General features: G+C 65.2%; 18 protein-coding genes. 9 read left to right on the forward strand and 9 right to left on the reverse strand.

The genetic code is table 11. The annotated features are described in order from the left end of the window. Positions 1-132 precede the first annotated feature (132 nt). The 7 genes from ACESMY_RS19620 to ACESMY_RS19650 form a co-directional block, all read right to left on the reverse strand. Positions 133-1,851 carry a UvrD-helicase domain-containing protein gene (locus ACESMY_RS19620; RefSeq protein ID WP_372786308.1) on the reverse strand — a complete coding sequence of 573 codons (1,719 nt, stop codon included), beginning with the start codon at positions 1,849-1,851 and terminating at the stop codon, positions 133-135. Continuing rightward, positions 1,848-3,599 (reverse strand): ATP-dependent endonuclease, encoded by a 1,752-nt coding sequence (locus ACESMY_RS19625; RefSeq protein WP_372786309.1) that lies wholly within the window; start codon positions 3,597-3,599, stop codon positions 1,848-1,850. Before ACESMY_RS19625 ends, ACESMY_RS19620 begins: the two co-directional genes overlap by 4 nt. A 7-nt stretch (positions 3,600-3,606) precedes the next feature. Next, complete coding sequence (locus tag ACESMY_RS19630; RefSeq protein ID WP_372786310.1) at positions 3,607-6,255, reverse strand: AAA family ATPase; 2,649 nt, start codon at positions 6,253-6,255, stop codon at positions 3,607-3,609. Then, a complete protein-coding gene (locus tag ACESMY_RS19635; RefSeq protein WP_372786311.1) occupies positions 6,255-7,385 on the reverse strand; it encodes an exonuclease SbcCD subunit D in 1,131 nt (376 codons plus the stop codon). Before ACESMY_RS19635 ends, ACESMY_RS19630 begins: the two co-directional genes overlap by 1 nt. Before the next feature lie 406 nt (positions 7,386-7,791). Then, positions 7,792-8,217, reverse strand: coding sequence for a cupin domain-containing protein (locus tag ACESMY_RS19640; protein ID WP_372786312.1), 426 nt, complete (start codon positions 8,215-8,217; stop codon positions 7,792-7,794). Positions 8,218-9,144: 927 nt separating this feature from the next. Continuing rightward, positions 9,145-9,402, reverse strand: coding sequence for a helix-turn-helix domain-containing protein (locus ACESMY_RS19645; RefSeq protein ID WP_372786313.1), 258 nt, complete (start codon positions 9,400-9,402; stop codon positions 9,145-9,147). Between the two features lie 60 nt (positions 9,403-9,462). Next, positions 9,463-9,930, reverse strand: a complete 468-nt coding sequence (locus ACESMY_RS19650) for a hypothetical protein (RefSeq protein ID WP_372786314.1) — start codon at positions 9,928-9,930, stop codon at positions 9,463-9,465. A 280-nt stretch (positions 9,931-10,210) separates the two neighbouring features. Here ACESMY_RS19650 and ACESMY_RS19655 point away from each other — a divergent pair, with 280 nt between their 5' ends. The 9 genes from ACESMY_RS19655 (at position 10,211) to ACESMY_RS19695 (ending at position 18,798) form a co-directional block, all read left to right on the forward strand. Beyond that, complete coding sequence (locus ACESMY_RS19655; RefSeq protein ID WP_372786315.1) at positions 10,211-10,675, forward strand: hypothetical protein; 465 nt, start codon at positions 10,211-10,213, stop codon at positions 10,673-10,675. After that, positions 10,672-11,043 (forward strand): DUF983 domain-containing protein, encoded by a 372-nt coding sequence (locus ACESMY_RS19660; protein ID WP_372786316.1) that lies wholly within the window; start codon positions 10,672-10,674, stop codon positions 11,041-11,043. The genes ACESMY_RS19655 and ACESMY_RS19660 overlap by 4 nt, the downstream gene beginning before the upstream one ends. A gap of 72 nt (positions 11,044-11,115) precedes the next feature. Then, complete coding sequence (locus tag ACESMY_RS19665; RefSeq protein WP_372786317.1) at positions 11,116-11,376, forward strand: helix-turn-helix domain-containing protein; 261 nt, start codon at positions 11,116-11,118, stop codon at positions 11,374-11,376. Continuing rightward, positions 11,366-13,048, forward strand: coding sequence for a SulP family inorganic anion transporter (locus ACESMY_RS19670; protein WP_372786318.1), 1,683 nt, complete (start codon positions 11,366-11,368; stop codon positions 13,046-13,048). Before ACESMY_RS19665 ends, ACESMY_RS19670 begins: the two co-directional genes overlap by 11 nt. Then, on the forward strand, positions 13,045-13,677 hold the full coding sequence (locus ACESMY_RS19675; RefSeq protein ID WP_372786319.1) for a hypothetical protein: 633 nt from the start codon (positions 13,045-13,047) through the stop codon (positions 13,675-13,677). The genes ACESMY_RS19670 and ACESMY_RS19675 overlap by 4 nt, the downstream gene beginning before the upstream one ends. Before the next feature lie 44 nt (positions 13,678-13,721). After that, the gene (locus ACESMY_RS19680; RefSeq protein ID WP_372786320.1) at positions 13,722-14,081 is read left to right on the forward strand and encodes a DUF983 domain-containing protein; all 360 of its coding nucleotides are present in this window, start codon (positions 13,722-13,724) and stop codon (positions 14,079-14,081) included. Then, positions 14,078-16,363: an NADP-dependent malic enzyme gene (locus ACESMY_RS19685; RefSeq protein WP_372786321.1), complete on the forward strand. Its 2,286-nt coding sequence runs from the start codon at positions 14,078-14,080 to the stop codon at positions 16,361-16,363. The genes ACESMY_RS19680 and ACESMY_RS19685 overlap by 4 nt, the downstream gene beginning before the upstream one ends. 682 nt (positions 16,364-17,045) lie before the next feature. Next, a complete protein-coding gene (hemA, locus tag ACESMY_RS19690; RefSeq protein WP_372786322.1) occupies positions 17,046-18,272 on the forward strand; it encodes a 5-aminolevulinate synthase in 1,227 nt (408 codons plus the stop codon). A gap of 46 nt (positions 18,273-18,318) precedes the next feature. Continuing rightward, entirely contained in the window at positions 18,319-18,798 is a 480-nt protein-coding gene (locus tag ACESMY_RS19695; protein WP_372786323.1) for a hypothetical protein, read from the forward strand. A 173-nt stretch (positions 18,799-18,971) separates the two neighbouring features. Here the strand turns inward: ACESMY_RS19695 and trbB are convergent, their stop codons facing one another. Together trbB and ACESMY_RS19705 are read right to left on the reverse strand one after the other, a co-directional pair. Beyond that, on the reverse strand, positions 18,972-19,925 hold the full coding sequence (trbB, locus tag ACESMY_RS19700; protein WP_372786324.1) for a P-type conjugative transfer ATPase TrbB: 954 nt from the start codon (positions 19,923-19,925) through the stop codon (positions 18,972-18,974). A 43-nt stretch (positions 19,926-19,968) separates the two neighbouring features. Next, the coding region (locus ACESMY_RS19705) for a type IV secretory system conjugative DNA transfer family protein (protein WP_372786325.1) at positions 19,969-20,386 on the reverse strand (418 nt) is incomplete at its 5' end.

Raw genomic sequence — 20,386 nt, forward strand, 5'->3', positions numbered from 1 at the left:
ACTCGTTCGTTATCAATGCGATATAACTTTGGATTTCCGATAAGATACATTAGGCGCACATTTTAACACAGTGAATTCACTTGTTATTTTTCCATGATGGCATGTTCAGCGTACCGCATCTGTGCGGTCGCCCTACTCGGGCAATTCTGCAAAGCCCCGTTCCAGAAGCCTGGGGCTAAGTGCTTTGAATGCCTCCTCCGGCACACCGAGCCAGAGCAGGTCTGTGGCCCGGGTCACCGCGACATAGCCGATACGGCCCTCTTCCGTGCCGACGCCGGCCAGCATGGCTTCGATCTGTGGCTTCGTGGCGATGTAGAGGACGCCATCGAGGCTCTCCCCTTTGACCTGATGCACGGTGTCGATCCGCAGTGGCGCGTCGCCGGCTTGCCCTTCGGTAAGGGTGAAGACGGAATTGGAGTCCAAGCCCCTCTTCGCCAAGCGCTGGCCCAGGTTGTCGCCGGGCGCCAATCCCGCAGACGACACCAAAGCGTCAAGAAGCGCCCGAAGGCGGAGGCAGAGCTGGGGATGCCATTCGCTGTCGGCGGGGAGCGCGGCGGAAGGGAGTCCTGATTCCGGGCTCCGCGTGAACGCCCAGATCAGTCTCCGGGCGACAATCATCTCCGGATACCGTTCGGGCTGCGAGACCTGGGTCACAAACCCCGCGGGCGGTTTCGCGAGCAAGGTCGCCACTACACCGGCGACCTGTTGAAAAGCCCTGAGATAATCCTGGCGTTCATCCCGGAGAATCGCGGCCTTCGCCAAGCCCTTGATGGCGCCGACGCCCACAGGCGTTCCAACGCCCGACAGTTCTCCCGCCATCTTGATCGCACGGCAGACCACGGCCGAGTTTGCCGGACGCAAACCCGCCGCCGTCAGAGCCGCGCCGAAGCGGCTTAGCAGCTCGTTCTGCTTGCCGCTGACATAGGGGACGACATAGGCGCCGTGCGGCGCGGCGCGAGACGCACGCTCGGTTTCGTCGCTGCGCACCGAAAGCCGGTTCGCAATGGCCGTGATAGCCGGGATCGAACGATAGTTGCGGGTGAGCCCGTAGACTTTGACGTTGGGCTGCTTCGCATGGCTCGTGAGGTAGTCGCCGTCCGCCCCCGCGAACTCATAGATGCCCTGGTTGGGGTCTCCGATCAGCGTGATCTGCGAGCCGGCCACTGCAAGAAGATCGAGGATGGCACGGTGCAGCGCTCCAATGTCCTGGGATTCATCCACCAGAATGTGTGGATAGCGATGGGCCAGGACCCGAAGAAGCTCGGGTTGCTCCTGCAACGTCCGCAAGCACCAGTATCGGCCAAGCTCGTGGGTGTAAGCGCCCGTTTGGGCCAACCGTTGGATCAGCTTGAGGGATGCCGGTCCGTCGAGCTCGGTCACGGCGTCGAAGTAGGCGTAGAAGAAATAGTAGGCCCCGTTCCTCAATCCCACCCGGAGCGACGAGATCGATTTCGGAACGGGCTTCTTGATGATCGTAAAGCCCTGCAGGAAGGGCTCTTCGCCCGACACCAGATAGGCGGCCTTCGTGGCGCCCATGATGCGGTGTGCATGAGGGCGCAACACATGGCTGGTGATGAAACCGTCGACGGTGTCGATCTCGACGCGGCTGCGCGCCGTCGTAGTGGGCAGACGGCTGGCGAGCGCTGCATAGCTGGCCCGGAAGGTATCGACAGCCACGTTGGAGAACGACAGCAGTGCGACACGACCGCGATCGGCGTCGAGACGGCGACGCAGCTCAGCCAGACGATGAACCGCCGTCCGGGTCTTGCCGCTACCGGCGCAGGCGATGACGCAGAGCGGTGCCAACGGCGCCGCCACGACATCCTGCTGCTCGGCGGACAGCTCCATCATTTGGCGGTCATGGGTTTACAAACATGCGCGACGGCGTCGCGGATGTAGTCGGGCACCTCGCATTCCGCGCCCACGGCCAGGAAAGCCTGCGCGAGAGCCTGGCCGTAACGCCCCTTCTGCACGTTGTTCTGCTCGCGCTCGAACATGCCGCTGAAAAGCGCCCGGGCGGCGCCCGCATCGTCAGCGGCCTTGGCGACGTCGGCTTCGACCGTCAGCCCGATCTGAGGGTGAAGCTCTTTGAGCGCCGCAATCATCGCCGTGCGGTTCTTTGCCCGCAGCGCCAAATCGTACTCGAACGTCTTCACCCCGTGGAAGACGCCCACCAAGCTGTCTTCCTGCTTCTTCATTTTCGCGGTGTTGGCCGAGACGGCGACCACATCGCCGAGCGCGGGATAGAGCGGCGCGGTTTTGCCGCCCTCGCTCGCCTCCCCTTCCGGATCGGCGTCGGTGATCACCGCCACGGGAATCTTGAGAGCCTTCTCGCCGAAGAGCGGCAGGAAGGAATCGAAGTTCAAACCCTCGACGCTGATTAAACTCACCCCGTGATCGCGCAGCTTGAAACCGGCCTTCTCGGCCAGAACGCTCACCAACATGAGTTCGGCGGCGCCCTCCACGAAGATGACGCGGCGCGCGAAGAAGAGCTCGGCCCGGGTGACATCCAAGTACCGCTCCAGCTTCTCGCCCTTGCCCTTCTCGAAGGCGATCGTGCGAGGGAAGAAGGCCTCGATCTCCCCGCCGGCATCGACAAGGCAAGCGAGGGTGTCGAGCTTGGCAATGCTGGCGAAGTTGGGGGAGTGGCTGGTGACGAAAACCTGAACCGCTTTCTCACCGTCGACCACGGTCTGGATGTCGTGGAGATACCGCAACAAGACGGACTGGAGTTGCGGGTGGAGGTGGGCCTCGGGCTCTTCGACAATCAGGCCGCGATAGGCAGCGTCCGGATTTTTCGCCAGCTCGCTCAGCACAACGGCCATGTAGATCAGGTTGTTAAACCCGAGACCGTTCTGCTCTATTTCGAACCTATCGACGATGAGCGAGAGCCTGGCGGACAGCCGCTGAAAATCGCTCGCACTCAGACCCACCTCAAGCGCTTGGGCCAGTTGCGCTCCTAGCATGTCGCTGTGCCGGCCGGCGATGGCGGCTTGGGTGTCGATGATCGGCTTGTGCGCCTTGAGCGCGTCGTCGACTGTCTTGAGGGCCGCGTTGATGGTGTCCCGGCCAGCCTCATCGGCGAGCAACTGCAACAGGCGCGCGAGCTGGCTGCCACGGCTCGGCTTCAGTCCCTGCGAGGCGTCCCGCAGAGGCGGCAGATACACCCCGCGCAGGTTCTCGATCATGTCGCTGGTAAGGCCGTTTTCCTCGTGGTCGCCGCACCAGCGTTTGACGCGAAGCCGCCCGGCCTTGTCCGCTTCGGAGTAGCGCACGGTGATGTGCGCTTCGAGCTTGCCGCCCTCATCTGGCTTCAGCGCGGACATGAAGTCTGCCTCGTCGTCGGGATCCAGCTCCCGGAAGACGTAGTCGAACCGGATAGCTCCTTCCGGCTTGCCGTCCTTGGGGTGGTGGACGTCGTCCATGGACAGGCGAGGATAGGGTTCGTCGTGGCCGGCCAAAAGTGCCCGCATGGCATCGACCACCGCCGTCTTGCCGACATTGTTGGGGCCAACGAGCACATTGAGCCCGGGCCGGAATTCCAGAGTCGTATCGACAAGCTTGCGGAAGTTCACGATCCGCAGTTGAGCCAGATACATGACGAATTCAGCGCTCCAGGGTGAGGCGCGTGGCCTCGACGACGTGCCGGTAAGCGGAAGTGCGGCAACTGAGAATGATGACCTGCATGCGCGACGCGGCCTCCGTGAGGATCTCCGTCATCGTCTCGAACCGGTCGTCGTCCGCGAACACCAAGGCGTCGTCGAGCACCAGGGAGGCGGGCTTGCCTCGGGCGAGCAGCAGATCGGCGAAGGCCAGGCGAGTCAGGACCGCAATCTGCTCCTGAGTTCCCTTACTGAGATCGTCGGCCGCCTCTTCAACCCCGCCACGGATCAGCCGGCTTGGCCGAAGATCCTCGCCAAAGGCCAGGGAAGCGGTCGGAAGTAGGCGTCGTATGTAGGGCGCAACGCGCTCGGTGATCGGCGCAAGATACCGTCGTGACGCCTCGGCCTGCGCGGTGTCGATGGTCGTCTTGAGCAACTGGAGCACGGCCGCTTCCCCCGCGAGACGCGCTGCGTCCGACCGCGCCAGATCCAAAGCCTCTTCAGCTGCCTGGGCCCGCGCCGCTGGGCCAGCGGCACCCAAAGTCTTGGCCTGCTCCTCAAGTCGCGCAAGCGTCTGGGCAAGCTCAAGCTGTGCATCGAAGAGGCTTTGACGGCGTCGCTCCGTGATTTCGAGGCGCCGCGCCAATACGGTCGGGTCCAGCCCCTCCGCAGCCCTCTGCGCCACCGTCAATGCGTCATTGGCCAAGGTCTCGGCCGCGGAGACATGACGGAGCGCTTCGCCTAGGGCTTCGTCGCTCACCTGCTGTTCGGCCGTCGTGAGTTCTGCCGCAGTTCGATCATGGTCAGCTTTGGCCGCGTCCAGCACGCCGGCCAACCGGACTTCAGTCAGTTGCGCCGCCTGCAACGCTTCGGCCGAGCCATCGCGGCGCCCAAGCGCCGTCTTCTCGGCCCCGCGCGCCGCCTGCAAATCGGTGTCAGCGGCCAGCGCCGCCACCTTGAGCGCGGCGTCGTCGGCGTCGTCAGGCGACGGCAGGGCGATATCCGCCAAACCGGCGCGCAGGGCTGGGAGCCCCGCCGCGAGGCCGAGCGCAGAATCGGCCGGGCTCTCGCCACTGAGACGCGCTTCGAGGGCCTTATGCTCCGCCTCCGCCTCGCGGCGACGACGGGCGCCTGCCCGGGCGGCGGCAACATCCGCATAATCGATCTGGGCAAGCAAGGCGGCGAGGTCCTGCTCCGCCGTGCGCAAACGGACGGCCGCCGCCTCTCCCGTGGCCGGCGGGGTGACATCGATACGCCCGACGCCATCGATGACGAGCGACAACGGGTGTGCCACGGCGCGCCGAAGGTCACCTCGGAGCACCGCACCATCGACGCGGACACCGACCGTGCCGGGCTCAAGACTAACCTCAATCACGGCCGCCCCGGCTTCGCAGGCCGATCGCGCATCGAGCACCGCGCGGTCGAGCTGATCGAGGCGCTCAACCTGCTCCGGACCAATCGCCTCGGCCTTAATGATTGTCTCTTGGGCGACCAGCGCATCGGCGATAGCCTTACAGCGATCGAGCCTAGCGAAGGCCGCCTGCAGGGCCCGGGTGCGATCGGCGGCGAGCTGCGCGCGAACTGCCAATTCCCGCGCCAATTCGGCCTTGGCCAAATCCTTCCGCGCCTGTTCGAGCGCCTTTGCGTGGGACGTCTCGGCGGACTTCGCAGCGCTCAGAACCTCGCCGTGTTCGTTGGCCTTTGCCTGCGCTCGCGCCAAGCTGGTCGCGGCCAACTCCAGACGTGCCCGCTCCTCGACCCTGGTCTCGACCTGGGTCTGGGCCCGGGCCCGCTCGCCAGCTGCCCGCTCGAACAGGAGTTGGGCATTATGCAGGCGTTCCGCGGCCAGCCGAGCGCGGTCCAGATCCGCGCGCAGGACATTCGCAGCCTCTGTGACCTCGGCGTCGCCGAGATCGCGCACAACACGGCGAAGTTCGCCTCGCTTTGCCTCGAGCTGGCCCAGGACCTCCTCGAACTGACGAAGTTCCGCCTGGGCTTCGTTGAACGCCTGCTCGGCGTGAACGGTTATCTGTTGCGCCTCGAGAAGGCGGCGCGTCGGCTTGCCAGTGGGCGTCAAGAATTCCGTTAGGGCGCGCTCGACCGCCTGCACGACCGCCAGAGTGCGACGGCCGCCCGTCACCGCCCCGACTTCGCCCGCCAAGACATCTTCCAAGGTGCGGCGCGCCGTTTGGCCCGGTGTCCCCAGGACGAAAGACTGACCCTGCTCCACCCACAGCAGGCCGAGGGCGCCGCGGCTGTCATCGTCGGCCCCGCGATTTCCCGCGCGGGTGAAGCCCAGAAGCGACTGAAGCTTCTCTTCGGCCTCATCACTCTGATGGCGGGACACGGGGCCAGTGAGGCTGACGCTGGGATGCTGGAGGAATTGCTTGATGACCGTCCAGGTCTCGCCAGCGACCTCGAAGACAACGGTAACCGTCGGCGCCACCTCGTCGCCGTGTGGCCTGAACGACTTGATCCGCTCGCTCTTAGCGCCGTGACGCTCGAAGAACGCCGCCCGGACGGCCTCGAGAACGGTCGACTTTCCGGTCTCATTGGCTTCGCAGACCAGATTGAGGCCACGGCTGAAGCCCGCGATCCGCACGGGCGCACGAAACTTTCGGAAATTCTCGACCGTTACCTCGCGGATCAGCATCAGGTGGCTCCTATCCGCTGGGCCTTCTGATGCTCGACGTAGAGGCGTTCGAGGGCGGCCATGGCCCGTAGGCCCTGTTCGCCTGGCTCACCCGCCAAGGCACGAAGCCGCTCTGCCGCTTCGCGCAAAACTCCTTGGGCGTCGATCTCGGCGAGATCATTGTCGGTTGGCCGGGCGAAGAGGTCGGCAAGGGACAGGTCGAGCCAACGAACCTCATGCGCCAATCCGGCTTCCAGCCGCTCGCGGACGGCGACCCGCTCTCCAAGCGTGAGCAACCCGGCGAGTTTGATACGGGCGACAAGGTGCTTGAGATCCTGCCCGGCGCTCAAGGCCGCCAAGGGCGCGTCGAGATCTGCCGCCGCCGACAGCGTCCAGGTGTCGGTGACCCACTGGTAACGGCCAATCGGCACGGGTGTGATGCGCGGCGCCTCGCCCGGCGACGCCAGCTCAACGACCAGCGCCTCGCCGCTAGCCTCCCGCCCAAAGTCGTCAGGCTCGGGCGTGCCGCAGTAGGCCGTCCGCGCGTCGATCTGACGGCGGCTGTGCCAGTCTCCCAGCGCCAGATAGTCCAGTCCTGCGCGCCGGGCCCGATCCGGGGCGATCTGGTTAGTTGCAGTCTCCCCGACGCCGAAATCCTGGATAGACCCATGCGCCAGGCCGAGCCGCCGAGCGCCAGTCGGCGTTTCCGCCCCGTCGAACCAGGCGGTGGGATCCTGCACGGTGCGCTTGAAGGCGAGGGGCGCCGGCAGAAGATAGACGTCTTCTAGAACCGCGAGCGGCGTCGGCTCAGTTGCGGCGACGACGTTCGGCGGAGCCTCGGCCGCAAGCCTGGACCACAATCCATCAGCGCGCGCCGGGTCGTGGTTGCCGGGCAGTAGAATCCAGCGCAGGTCCGCAGCGCCGCCCATACGCGACAGCGCCTGGCGAAAAACCCTGTCGCCAGGCTCGGCGGAGTCGAAGACGTCGCCGGCAACGAGGACAAAGGCCGCGCCATGGGTGCGCGCCGCCGCCGCGAGCGCGCCGATGGCGTCGAGACGCGCCTCCTGAAGCGCCGCGCGCGCGTCGTCCGGCGCCTTCCCAAAGGGCTTGCCGAGCTGCCAGTCGGACGTATGGACGAAACGGATGACCAAGGCTGCCCCTTCGAGGCGACGCATACTGCGCCGTTCTGAGAGGGAGCTTGCACTGGCGAGGTCGCCAACAACAGACATGTCGGGCGTGAAAGATTGACTGGCCAAACGCGGGATCGGCCTGTTTGCCCGCCAATACGCCAAACCTGCCCACCACAGCCCGCCCGCCTGAGCGCAACGCCATCCAATGCGGGAAGTTGGTTCGGCCCCCGCAACGCGACCACCGAATGTCAGGTTGATCTGGCCTCGATGGCCGAATCGGGCAGCGGGCTCAGACCTTGGATTCCGAACAGTACCCAGCTGGTCAGCCGAACCGAATCTGCGGCACGGACGCGCTTTCTGGATCAGAGGGTGAAATTACGGTTCTGGCCATGCGGTCAGCGACCCCTTCGGACGCCGTTGCGGGCGTTTAGGGTCGAGCGACGCCTGGGGGATACGGACCCATTTTGAGATCCCAGTATGTCGCATGCCCCATCGCGCGCAGTCTCGGAAGTACCTTTGGATCAATTGGAATAATGGGGTCACCAGGTGCAACGCTGATGGCGCGCATGTAATAGTCGAAATCATGCCCCGAATAGATCGAGGTCACATGGACGGGGTGTGCACTTGTGTTGATGGCCGAGTGCCAAACACCTTGTGGCATGAAGGCCATCGCGCGCGCGGCGACTTCTTTTCTTTCCATCCCGACAGTGACTGTGACGCCACCTTCCTCGATCAACATAACTTCCTCACACCCGTCGTGCCGGTGCCATGGTATGGTCTGACCTGGAGCCAACGTCTCCGTGAAGACAAATAGATCCCGTGATCCGCCAACCTTTCCATCCAGCTTGATCACGAACGGCAGTCCACCCATCGGGCCCGCGCGTCTGACGAGATGTTCGCCGTCTGCTTCTTGAAAGATCACTTGGCTTGCAGGGGCGGCGCCGTCCGTTCGTCGCGTTGACGGTACCGGACGGCTCGACGCTGACGCTGTTGTTCCCAGACTGATCCCTAGACCGCCGACCATGAGTTCGCGTCGAAGCACGTTCACCTCCACTTATTGTTCCCACGGCGTGACATACCCGTTTGTGTCCGATTTTCGGAGGGCTCGGGCCGCCCCACCCAACTGAGCCCCTAGAGAACGTCCGCTTCCCGGCATGCTGCCTAGCTTGACACTAAAATCCCCATGTAAGGCTGCAAGGAGCCCGCGCCAGCGGGCGGGACGCGCCGTCGAGCGGCCGGCGGCGCCTGAAGGCGCCCGCCAGGGGCGGACCCGTAGGAGCCGCGGCTCGCGTCAGGACGGAGCACGCCCGCCGGCCGCTCCCCGTATCCGGGGGCATTGCGGGGTGTCCCTGCTGAAGGGGGCGGCCGAGACCTCAACGCTCGGCCGCTGGGGAAGGGATTTCCCCGCCCCTCGGGGCTAGGCGGCCCGCAACTCGTATCCCCCCTCCCCCAGCCGCTCACCCGCATGATCTACGAAACGTGCCGCCCGGTCGGCGTGCGCGCGATGTGAATGACGAGATCAATGGCCTGACCGATGGCCCGATGCGGAATGGTCTGCGTCACCTCCCCGATCAGATCCTCCAAGCGGCTCCGGGACGGGCGAGACCTCAGTCCGACGCAGGAGCAATCACACGCCAAGGCACAGCTGGATTGGAGTGTGAGGGAGGCAAAGGTGGAGGTGCGCATGAACAGCATCCTCAAGGCTTATCACGCCTGAGGCATCTAAAACGATGACCTAAATGTCGCTTCTGATGTCCAAGACATCCCAAGGAGGAACGATCTAGGGCCGCTTTCCCTCAATCAGCCTGACACCGCGACCCGAGCCTTCGCTCCGGGCGCCGCTGCCGATCAACTCCACGCCGGCCTCGTTAATGGCGTTCGCCACCTTCTCAAGGCTGTCGACCACGGCGCGAACGATGCCGTCGCTGGCTTCCATCCGCTGGACCGTCGGAAGGGAGACCCCCGACAGCCGCGCCAATTCCTTCTGGTCAATCCCAAGGAGGGCGCGAGCGGCTTTCATCTGCGAACCGGTGATCATTCCCCTATCCATAGTGATGTTTATGACATCATCAAGAGGCGCCTGGACCCTGAGTCTAAGCTAGGCGGCCTCGAGAGGTTCAGTGATCGCACCGACCCGATCCACAATGCAAAGTGGTGCGCCGACGGCAAGACCCGGAGCTTCGAAGCCATCGATCAGGCGAATAGCCGCGGCGGCTCGGGTCAAATTAATTTCAACCGCGCACCAGGCTGGATCCTGCCGGACCAGGTTCAGCATCGAGCTGAGGGTCGCGGGCGTATCGAAATCCAAGGACATGCGACCGTACCAGGCGGTGAAGGTGATCTTGCAAGGCGCGGTCACTTCCGCCGCAGAGATCTTGTGGATCGGAAACGCCATCATGCCACCGGCCGTATCAACGAAGATCAGCCGCAGATCGGTCACCAGGATCAACCCCAGCACCGGGACGCCGGACTGAGCGCCAAGAGCCGCCCAACCCTCGATCGTCCGCTCATCACCAATCAGGTCGACCGTCACCCGCAGGCGAGCAAGCGCGCGAGCATCTTCCACGTGGCCTCCTGAGTGGCGAAGCCACGTCAAAGCCTCATCAATGAGGTCCAAAATATCACAATTCACATTCCTTATCCGGGACCGACCCTCGTGGCCAGCTTCCTCGTGGGTCGGGATCCAAGAAAAACAATGCATACTCACGTTTCACGCGCGAATATGACATCATCAGACCAATTCATTGCAATTATTATTATCGTTTGTGATGTTTAATCTGTCATCATATGTAGGTGACATAGGACCAGGCAGCCGGTTTGTCGGCGGCCTAATGGAAGCTCCAGCCATGCCCAGGCCCCTGCCCCTGCCGGCCATCTGGCTGATCCAGCCCGATGCAGAGCTGCGCAAGACGCTTGCCGAAGGCCTGCGCCTTGACGGCATGACCGTGTCGGGCTTCGACTCTATCGGACCGGCGCTAGAGGCGCTGAACCGCGGCGAACGGCCCGCGGTGCTGGTCGTCGCGCCGCTTGACGGCCCGCTCACCGACCGCGAATTCGCCGAGCAGGCCAAGACGCTCTCGCCCCGCGCCGCGGTGATCTTCACCCCGCGACAGACCGATCCGGCGCGTGCGCGTCCGGGCGCCCATACGCTTGTCCACCCGCTCGACAGCGCGAAGCTGTCGCGGTTCATCCGCCTGGTCGGGGGCCGGCCGGCCTTTCGCAGCACCCTGCAGTCGCTCTATCGCGACGCCCATCCGCGCGCAGGCAGCTCCCCAGAACCGTGCCGGATCGGCGCCGAGGTTCCGTCGTGACCATTCTTAAAGCGCTCCTGGCCGGCGTGAAATGTCGCTGCCCAAGTTGTGGCGAGGCGCCGCTTTTCGCGGGCTACCTGACCGTGAGGCCGCGGTGCGAAGCTTGCGGCCAGGATCTCTCAACCGCCGATTCCGGCGATGGGCCCGTGGTCTTCATTCTGCTGATCGTCGGGGCCATCGGCTGCGGCGGGCTGCTGTTCACGGAACTGACCTTCCATCCACCTGTCTGGCTGGAACTGGTGATCTGGCTCCCGCTGATTACGGCTCTGACGTTGGGCGCATTGCGGCCCTTCAAGGGCGTTCTCATTGCCCTTCAATTCCGCAACCATGCTTCGGAGGCGCGAAATGACGACCAGCGCACGCGCTAGTCGCGGGACCTCCGGCATTCGCTTGGCGCCGCTTCGCGGGCGCTGGGGGCTGACGTGATCGTGGGCGCCCAAATGCGCGCGGCGCGCGCTCTACTGGGGCTCGACCAGCGCGAACTGGCCAGGCTCGCCGGGTTGTCCCTGCCGACCATCCAACGGATGGAGACCTCCCCAGGCTCGGTGCGCGCGGTCGTCGATAGTCTTGAGCGCGTTCTTGAGGCCTTCGCCGCCGGCGGCGTCGAGCTCATCGCGGACGGCGCGCCCAGCGCCGGCTTGGGCTTCGGGGTCCGGCTCCTTCAGCGCAGCGGACGCAGGGTGACGGCCGATGTGGCGTGACTGGAAACTGTTCATCCCCAAGTCCGTCACGGTCCTTCGGCAGGGCTATGGGTTGGGCGACTTCCGCGGCGACGTGATCGCTGGGCTCACAGTGGCGATCGTCGCCATGCCCTTGGCGATGGCGCTGGCGATCGCCAGCGGGGCGACGCCGGCCCAAGGCTTGATCACCGCAGTTGTCGCGGGCTTTGCCATTTCGCTTTTTGGCGGTAGCCGGTTCCAGATTGGCGGACCCACAGGTGCCTTTGTCGTTGTCGTCTACGGGGTCATCGCCAAGCACGGCTACGACGGTCTGCTGATCGCCACTACGATCGCCGGGGTCATCTTGGTCGCCGCCGGACTTCTGCGCGTCGGCACTCTGATTAAGTATATCCCCGACCCCGTGACCACCGGCTTCACCACGGGCATCGCCACCATCATCCTGGCCAGCCAGTTGAAGGACATATTTGGTCTCCACGCCGACCACGTCCCAGCCGACTTCATCCCGAAGCTGCAGGCTCTTTGGGCCGCTCGGGCCACCCTGAGCCTGCCTACGCTGGCGATGGCGGTTAGCTGCTTTGCCGCCATCATGCTTTTGCGGCGCTATCTCCCCAAGGCGCCCGGCTTCCTGGTGGTGACAATCGCCGCCTCGGCTGCCGCTTTCTTCCTGGTCATGCCGGTCGAAACTATCGGCTCGAAATTTGGCGGGGTCCCATCGAGCATTCCTCTGCCCAGTTTCGCCTTCTGGTCTTGGTCCAAGGTCCGCGACGTCCTGCCGAGCGCGTTCACCATCGCCCTGTTGGCCGGCGTGGAATCCTTGCTTTCCGCAGTTGTCGCCGACCAGATGACGGGACGACGGCATCGCTCCAATATCGAGCTCGTCGCCCAAGGCATCGCCAATATCGCCTCCGCCGCCGTCGGCGGCCTGCCGGCAACCGGCGCGATCGCCCGCACGGCCACGAGCATTCGGTCAGGGGCCAGGTCGCCCTTGGCGGGCATGCTGCACGCAGCCTTCCTGCTGCTGTTCATGCTGGTTCTGGCGCCGCTGGCCAAGTTCGTACCCCTGGCGGCTCTAGCGGCGATCCTGGTCGTCGTCGCCCTCAACATGGCTGAGCTGCACCGCTTCAAAACGCTGCTGGGGGCCGCGAACGGCGATCGCGCCGTGCTGCTGCTGACCTTCGGCCTGACCGTGGTCGTCGATCTGACGCTGGCGATAGAGGTTGGCATGGTGCTGGCCGCATTCGTCTTCATGCACCGCATGAGCCAGCTCTCCAGCGTCCAAAACGGCGGCGCGCCGCTGATCGATGAGGACCAAGATGATTTTGCCCGCAAGGGTGAGCTGGCCTACCAGCCTTATGAGGGACTGCCCCACGACACCTCGGTGATCACCTTCAGAGGCCCACTGTTCTTCGGCAGCACCAGCGTTCTGAAGGATGCGCTCGATCAGATCGGGGCGCGCAGCAAGCGCTACATCCTACGCTTTGAGGACGTGCCGCTGATCGACCCCACTGGAGCTGCGGCGCTGGCGTCGTTCCTGAAGCGGGCGGCTGACGACCAGGCCAGCGTGACCCTCTGTGGCGTGCGCGAAGGCGTCCGGACGAATCTGAACCGCTCCATCGCGGCGGGCGTCCTGGCAAAGATCGCCTTCGTCGCCAACTTTGAGGACGCCCGCGCCGCGATCCAGGCGCCGGCATGATCTGCCTGCATCGCACCCAGACGCCCCGCGGCGAGGTGAGCGTCACGCTGGATCAGGCCACCAGCGTCGTCTGCTACCGCAAAGCCGGGATCGTCCAGACCGAAGTCGACGGCAAAGGCCACAACCTGTCGCCGTTCGTCGCCAAGGCCGTGAAGCTTTTGAAGCAGGAGGGCGTTCGACGGGTCCTGGTGCTTGGTCACGGCGGGGGCGCCGCCTCAAGCCTGCTTTACAAGAACGGCATCGACGTCGTGTCCGTCGACAGCGATGCCTGCGCCGAGGGCCTGGGACGCCTGTTTTTCCGGGCGCCGCCCAATCTGCCCGTGATCATCGCTGATGCGGCGGACTATGTGGCCACGGCCACCCCCCTGTCTTTCGACGCTGTGCTGATCGATTTCCAGGACTCTGCGGCCACGCCGGCGGCCTACCTCGCGGCGCCGTTCTGGAAAGACATCGTCACCCTCTTGCGTCCCCCCGCCATTACGGTCGTTCACGTCGCCAGCGCCCTGTGCCTGGGACCCGACTGGGACGTCTTTCGTCGTGTCCGCGCGAGCGTCGGGCTCGACTCTGTGGCCCTGCGCGAACCCTTTCCTGGCGGCGACCGACTTCTTTTTTCCCTGCACCACCCGTGAGCGCGACCCAACCCATCGCGGACGGAGCTGATGGCGCTCGCCCGGTGCTTGTCGGCCTCAGGCGCGGGGCGGCGGGTCGCTGTCCTAACTGCGGTCGCGGAAAGCTCTTTCGCGCCTACCTCAAGGTCCAGCCGGTCTGTCCGGTCTGCAGCCATGACAACGGCCAATACCCCGCCGACGACGCACCGCCCTATTTCACGATCTTGATCCTGGGCCACTTTGTGATCGGCCCTCTGCTGATCTTTCGCTTTATCTGGACCTGGCCGGTCGGGCTTGTGCTCGCGATCCTGATGCCGGCTCTCACCGTGCTTGCCTTGACCCTGCTGCCCGTCGTCAAGGGCGCGGTTGTCGGCGTGCTGTGGGCGCTTGCCAAGCCACACCGCACCGAGAGGACCGCGCCATGACAATTCAGGAACGCCGCGCGCGCGCAGACAAGGAAGCGCTCGATTTTCATCGTTACCCGCAGCCTGGCAAGATCGCGATCGCCGCCACCAAGCCAATGGCGACCCAGCGCGACCTCAGCCTCGCCTACTCGCCGGGGGTCGCCGCGCCCGTCCGCAAGATCGCCGAGAATCCGGACGCGGCCTATGACTACACCTCGAAGGGTAACCTCGTTGGGGTCATCTCCAACGGCACCGCCATCCTGGGCCTTGGCAACCTTGGATCGCTCGCCTCCAAGCCGGTGATGGAAGGCAAGTCGGTTCTGTTCAAGCGGTTCGCGGATCTGGATTCGTTCGACATCGAGGTGGCCACCGCCGACGCCGACGCCTTCATCGAGGTCGTCCGCCACATCGGCGCGACCTTCGGCGGCGTCAATCTTGAAGACATCTCCAGCCCCGACTGCTTCCGGATTGAAGCCGAGCTGCAGGACCTGCTCGACGTGCCGGTCTTCCATGATGACCAGCATGGCACGGCGATCATCTGCTCGGCCGGCCTGATCAACGCCTGCGAAGTCACCGGCCGCCGGATCGAGGACGTGCGCCTGGTGCTCTGCGGCGCGGGCGCCGCCGGGCTGGGCTCGATCACGCTGATGAAGGCGCTCGGGGTACGGCCAGAGAATACCACCCTCGTGGACATTGACGGAGTGGTCTATCGCGGGCGCACCGTCGGCATGGATCAGTGGAAGTCGGTTCACGCCACCGAAACCGCGCACCGGACCCTCGCGGAGGCTCTGGTCGGGGCCGATGTCTTCATCGGGGTTTCGGCCAAAGGCGTCCTCACCCAGGCCATGGTGGCGAGCATGGCCCCCAACCCGGTGATCTTCGCGATGGCCAACCCCGACCCCGAGATAACTCCAGAGGAAGTGCTGGAGGTCCGCCAGGACGCGATCGTCGCCACCGGCCGCTCGGACTACCCAAACCAGGTCAACAACATCCTCGGCTTCCCGTACATCTTCCGCGGCGCCCTCGACGTGCAGGCCCGCTCGATCAATCACGAGATGAAGGTGGCCGCGGCGCGGGCCCTGGCCATGCTGGCCCGCGAGGACGTCCCCGACGAGGTCGCGATCGCCTATCAGGGCCGCAAGCTGAAGTTCGGCCGTGACTACATCATCCCCTCCCCGTTCGACCCCCGGCTGATCTGGTATGTGCCGCCGTTCATCGCCGAGGCGGCCATGCGGACCGGCGTTGCGCGCAAGCCCATCGCCGACATGGACGCCTATCGCGCCCAGTTGCGCCGCCGCCTCGAACCCTCCGCCGGCTTCCTTCAGACTATCACCGACGCCGTGCGCTCGGGGCCGCAACAGCGCGTCGTGTTCACCGAGGGGGAGGAGCCCGCGGTCATCCGCGCCGCCTACGCCTTCGGGAACCAAGGTCTCGGAATCCCGGTGCTGGTCGGGCGCGAAGAGCAGATTCGCGCAAACGTGCTCGAAATCGGCCTCGACCCTGATGAGTTCAGCGTCGAGATCGTCAACGCCCGCCTGTCGCATCGCAACCGAGCCTACGTCGACCACCTCTATGGCCGCCTGCAGCGTGACGGCTACTTGAAGCGTGATGTGCAGCGCCTGATCAACCAAGATCGCAATACCTTCGCGGGCTCGATGCTAGCCCTGGGCGACGCCGACGCCATGGTCACCGGCGTCACCCGCGCCTTCGACCAGTGTGTTGAAGAGGTTTCGAGGGTGATCGATCCCGAGCCAGGCGACCGGGTTATTGGGCTTTCCGCCCTGCTTGCCCGCGGGCGCACCATCTTCGTTGCGGACACCTCGGTCTGCGAGTTGCCAACCTCTCAGGACTTAGTGGAGATCGCCTGCGCGGCCGCAGACGCCGTGCGCCGCCTGGGGCACACACCGCGCGTCGCCTTCCTGTCCTACTCGACCTTCGGCCATCCGCTCGCCGACCAGCCCCGCCGTGTGCGCGACGCGGTCGAACTGATGGACGGGCGCGGCGTCGATTTCGAGTATGAGGGTGAGATGCCCCCGGACGTGGCGCTCGACCCGTCGCTCTGGGAGAACTACCCGTTCCAGAGGCTCCGCGAACCGGCCAATGTGCTGATCATGCCCGCCATCCACTCCGCCGCCATCTCCACGAAGTTGGTGCAAGCCTTGGGCGAGGTGGCAGTTGTTGGGCCGATCCTGGTCGGCCTGTCGCGGTCCGTCCAGGTCTGCGGCCTGGGAGATTCGCCCACGCGCATCATCACCATGGCGACCCTCGCCGCCTTCGGCGCTGTGCGCGCGGCGGCGCTATAGGCCATGGCCGAGCGTCGATTTCAGCGCGGGCGCGGGCGGCGGCGGGGGCTCAACCGCCTCCTGAGCAACAAGGGATGGTTACTCTTGTGGCTGTTCCTCGGGGCAGTCAGCATCGCAGTGACGGCCTTCGCGCTCTTGGAGAACCGTGCAGCGCTAAGGGTCTTCGCCGCACATCGCAGCGCCCAGCCGCCATCGACACAGAAAGTCGCCCGCCCCTTGTAGGCGCCGGGCCGTTTCGGTTCGCGCTGCAAACGATGCTTGGATCCGGGGGGGCCTGCCTACCCCGAGGTTGGCAAAGGCCGACAGCTCGCCACTGAAGTTGATCTTCGCAGATTGAAGTCGAGATCCGTAGCTAAACAGAGCGCATCGCAGCGGACCTCCAGCGAAATGCCATGGGCCGAGGTCGCCCCGCCGCAGAAGTCTGAGTAGGCCATGCTGGACGATTTGGAGCCCAATCTGATCAGCGGCCCAGACAAGCTGCGACCCGTCGCGGTTGCCCGCGACGGGTCGCAGCCGGGAGCGCTTCCTCCCCGAAGCCCGGATCTTCGCCCGCTCTCCCTTGGATCACACACTAGACATTGCGCAAGATATGTCAATTGTGCTTAGTGATGCTTAACACATCATGCCAGAGATATTCGGCGGGTGATGCGGACGTCCTAACCTTCGTACGGATCTATGTCATATGCCCTATAAATCCCAAGTCCGCGCAGCCCTCGATCAATTGGTCGTCGAAGGCCGCTATCGGGTTTTCGCCGACCTAAAGCGCCATCGAGGGGCGTTTCCCATGGCGACCTGGCGTCGACCAGACGGCGCGAGCCGCGACGTCGTGGTCTGGTGCTCCAACGATTATCTCGGCCAGGGGGAGAACCCCCTGGTCATCGCGGCAATGAAGGCGGCCTTGGACGCCGCCGGCGCGGGCTCGGGCGGCACCCGCAACATCTCCGGGACGACCCGCTACCATGTGCAACTCGAGACCGAGCTGGCCGACCTTCACCAGAAGGAGGCGGCGCTCTTGTTCACCTCTGGCTATGTTTCCAACCAGGCGTCCCTGTCGGCTCTCTACAAGATCCTGCCTGGCCTCGTCGTGTTCTCCGACGCCCTGAACCACAACTCGATGATCGCCGGCATCCGCGCCGGTGCCGGTGAGCGACACGTGTTCCGGCACAACGACCTCAGCCATCTGGAGGCATTGCTGGCCAGGTCGGCCTCCGGGCTTCCCAAGCTGATTGCCCTTGAGAGCGTCTACTCAATGGACGGCGATATCGCCGACCTGCCGGGGACGGTGGCGCTCGCCAAACGCTACGGCGCAATGACCTATCTCGATGAGGTTCACGCTGTCGGCATGTATGGCGCTCGGGGTGGCGGGATCGCTGAGCGCGACGGCGTCATGGCGGACATCGACATCATCGAAGGCACCCTCGGGAAGGCCTTCGGCGTCATGGGTGGCTACATCGCCGCCGACGCGTTGATCGTGGACGCAATCCGCAGCTACGCCGACGGGTTCATCTTCACCACTTCGACGCCGCCTGCTCTCGCCGCGGGCGCCACGGCCTCGATCCGGTTTCTGAAAGATCGTCCCGACATCCGCCGCGCCCACCAGGCGCGCGCCGCGACCCTTCGAGACAGGCTGCTGCGCGTTGGTTTGCCGGTCATGCCGTCCGCCAGCCATATCGTGCCCGTGCTCGTGGGCGACGCTGGCCACTGCAAACTGATCTCCGACATCCTGCTCTGCGAGCACGGGATCTACGTCCAGCCGGTCAACTATCCGACCGTGCCGCGCGGGACCGAACGGCTGCGGTTCACGCCGTCGCCAAATCATACCGACAGCATGATCGAAGATTTGGCCTGCGCACTCGAAACGCTCTGGACCCGATGCAATATCCAGCGCGTGGGCGGCTTGGCCGCCTGAAGCCATGACGATTCGCCGCCAGTCGTTCGCTTCGCAAGCATCATTCATGCCGTCCCCGATCTCCCGTCGAAGACAGATCTTGTTTCTCGGTCAGTGCAACGACGCGCTCAGCCAGATGGCCGAGGCCTTCGCCGTGCTGCTGCTTGGCCCGCTCGGCATACAGGTCGAGAGCGGTGGACTGACGCCGACCGGGGTGTGCCCCTGGGCGGTTCAGGTCATGGCCGAAATCGGGATCGAAATCACCCGCCATGTCTCGAAATCCGTGGCGGGCTTCGAGCCTGGCGCGATCGACACCTTGGTGCTCGTGGAACCGGGCTTGGCGATTCCGTCCGGGTTCCGTCCGTTGCGGCGCGTGGAGTGGGCGCTGGACGCAGGCCGCGCCGAAGCCCCTCTCGCGGACCCCAAGCTCGATCTCCAGCGCCGTCTTCGCGACCGCGTGGAGGCAGCGGTCCTGCGGCTGATCGCGGTGGGCGCGACCGGCCGTCGGCGCCATGCCGTGGTCGCCGCCTCGCCCACGAAACACTAAGGCCCAACGGCGGGAGGCGCGGGAAGCGATTCGGACTTAACCGTCGCCAGCGCAGGCGAATAGACCGGCCAGAAACACCGACAGCTTGCCATGAGCGCCAGCCAGTTCCTCGCTGTCGACCACACCAGCGGCCTGGACTGGCCGCGTGCGAGCAACATGCTCGGAAACGACACCTAGGCCGCGCGAACGTCATAGCCTCCCTCCCCCCAGCCACTCACCCGTAGGATTTCTGAGACCTGCCGTCCCGTCGGCGTTCGGCTGATGTGGATCACCAGATCGATCGCCTGACCGATGGCGCGATGCGGAATAGTCTGCGTCACCTCCCCAATCAGATCCTCCAGGCGGCTGAGGCCTTCGGCGGCGCTATTGGCGTGCAAGGTGGCCAGGCCGCCGGGATGGCCAGTATTCCAAGCCTTCAGCAAATCCAGCGCCGAACCATCACGGACCTCGCCGATCACGATGCGGTCCGGCCGCAGCCGCAGCGTGTCGCGCACCAGGTCGGTCATGGTCACCGGTGGCTCCGTGCGCTTGGTCAGCATCTGAATCTGGTCTTCGGCCGAGCATTGCAGTTCGGCGGTGTCCTCGATCAGCACTACGCGGTCGGCGGCGAAGGCCGGCTCCGCCAGGATGGCGTTGGCCAGCGTGGTCTTGCCCGATCCCGTGCCCCCGACGATCAGCAGGTTTTCGCGCGCGATGGCCGCGGCGCGGATCACCTCGGCTTGGTCAGGCCGCATCATCCCGCCGGCCACATAGTCTTCCAGCGTGAAGATGACCTCCGGCCGTTTGCGGATCGCGAAGGCGGGACTGGAGACCACGGGCATAAAGGCCCCCTGAAAGCGCTCCCCGGTCAGCGGCAAGGTCGCGCTGACCCTCGGGTGATCACGGGTGACCACCTCGCCGGCGTGATCGGCCAGCAGGCGCAGGATGCGGTCGGCGTCGGCCGCGGCAAGGTGCTCTCCGGTCCAGGACCGCCCCTCCCCGATCCGGTCGACCCAGATCTTGCCATCGGGATTGACCATCACCTCGACGACCAGTCGCTCGGCAAGGGCGCCGGCGATGACCGGGCCCATCGCCTGGCGCAGCGCCGCGACCTTGCGGTCGGTTACGACAGGATGGTGCTGCGACATGGCGCTCTCCACAGACTTGGGTTGGATTGGGGCGAAGGGTCCACTACAGGCTCCCGTCGTCATCGCCGGGCCGCAGGGCCGCGATCGGCTGCGGCGCCAGGTAGTCCTCGGTCAGGCGCCCCTCAGGCGCGTCCGCAGCGCCCTTGCCGGCGTCGGAGCGAGGTCGGGGCGGCGAGACGCCCGCAAAGCTCTCAGGAGCCGCCACCACGGCTCGCACACCCTTCCAGTCGATCGAGGCCCGCCCGGGCAGGTCGGCGGCCTCTGGGCGCTGCTCATAGGCCGCGGGCACGCCGTTGAAGTAGTCCCCCGTCCGCGCCGTGAAGAACGGCTCCTCGTAGTAGCGAATCTTGTCGGCGAGGATCGGCTTGGTGTTGTTCACGAACAGGAACTGCTTCCTGTCGTCCAAGCCGCGCACGTCCTCCTCGGAGAGGATGTAGCGCTGCTGCTCCGACTGGGAGGTC

The sequence above is a fragment of the Phenylobacterium sp. genome, assembly GCF_041691455.1.
Lineage (GTDB): Bacteria > Pseudomonadota > Alphaproteobacteria > Caulobacterales > Caulobacteraceae > Phenylobacterium.

What these genes read in the sequence shown, in the direction of transcription:
- ACESMY_RS19620 (WP_372786308.1), bottom strand. Translation starts at nt 1,851, where the DNA reads ATGATGGAGCTGTCCGCCGAGCAGCAGGATGTCGTGGCGGCGCCGTTG.
- ACESMY_RS19625 (WP_372786309.1), bottom strand. Translation starts at nt 3,599, where the DNA reads ATGTATCTGGCTCAACTGCGGATCGTGAACTTCCGCAAGCTTGTCGAT.
- ACESMY_RS19630 (WP_372786310.1), bottom strand. Translation starts at nt 6,255, where the DNA reads ATGCTGATCCGCGAGGTAACGGTCGAGAATTTCCGAAAGTTTCGTGCG.
- ACESMY_RS19645 (WP_372786313.1), bottom strand. Translation starts at nt 9,402, where the DNA reads ATGATCACCGGTTCGCAGATGAAAGCCGCTCGCGCCCTCCTTGGGATT.
- ACESMY_RS19655 (WP_372786315.1), top strand. Translation starts at nt 10,211, where the DNA reads ATGCCCAGGCCCCTGCCCCTGCCGGCCATCTGGCTGATCCAGCCCGAT.
- ACESMY_RS19665 (WP_372786317.1), top strand. Translation starts at nt 11,116, where the DNA reads ATGCGCGCGGCGCGCGCTCTACTGGGGCTCGACCAGCGCGAACTGGCC.
- ACESMY_RS19670 (WP_372786318.1), top strand. Translation starts at nt 11,366, where the DNA reads ATGTGGCGTGACTGGAAACTGTTCATCCCCAAGTCCGTCACGGTCCTT.
- ACESMY_RS19675 (WP_372786319.1), top strand. Translation starts at nt 13,045, where the DNA reads ATGATCTGCCTGCATCGCACCCAGACGCCCCGCGGCGAGGTGAGCGTC.
- ACESMY_RS19685 (WP_372786321.1), top strand. Translation starts at nt 14,078, where the DNA reads ATGACAATTCAGGAACGCCGCGCGCGCGCAGACAAGGAAGCGCTCGAT.
- hemA (WP_372786322.1), top strand. Translation starts at nt 17,046, where the DNA reads ATGCCCTATAAATCCCAAGTCCGCGCAGCCCTCGATCAATTGGTCGTC.
- ACESMY_RS19695 (WP_372786323.1), top strand. Translation starts at nt 18,319, where the DNA reads ATGCCGTCCCCGATCTCCCGTCGAAGACAGATCTTGTTTCTCGGTCAG.
- trbB (WP_372786324.1), bottom strand. Translation starts at nt 19,925, where the DNA reads ATGTCGCAGCACCATCCTGTCGTAACCGACCGCAAGGTCGCGGCGCTG.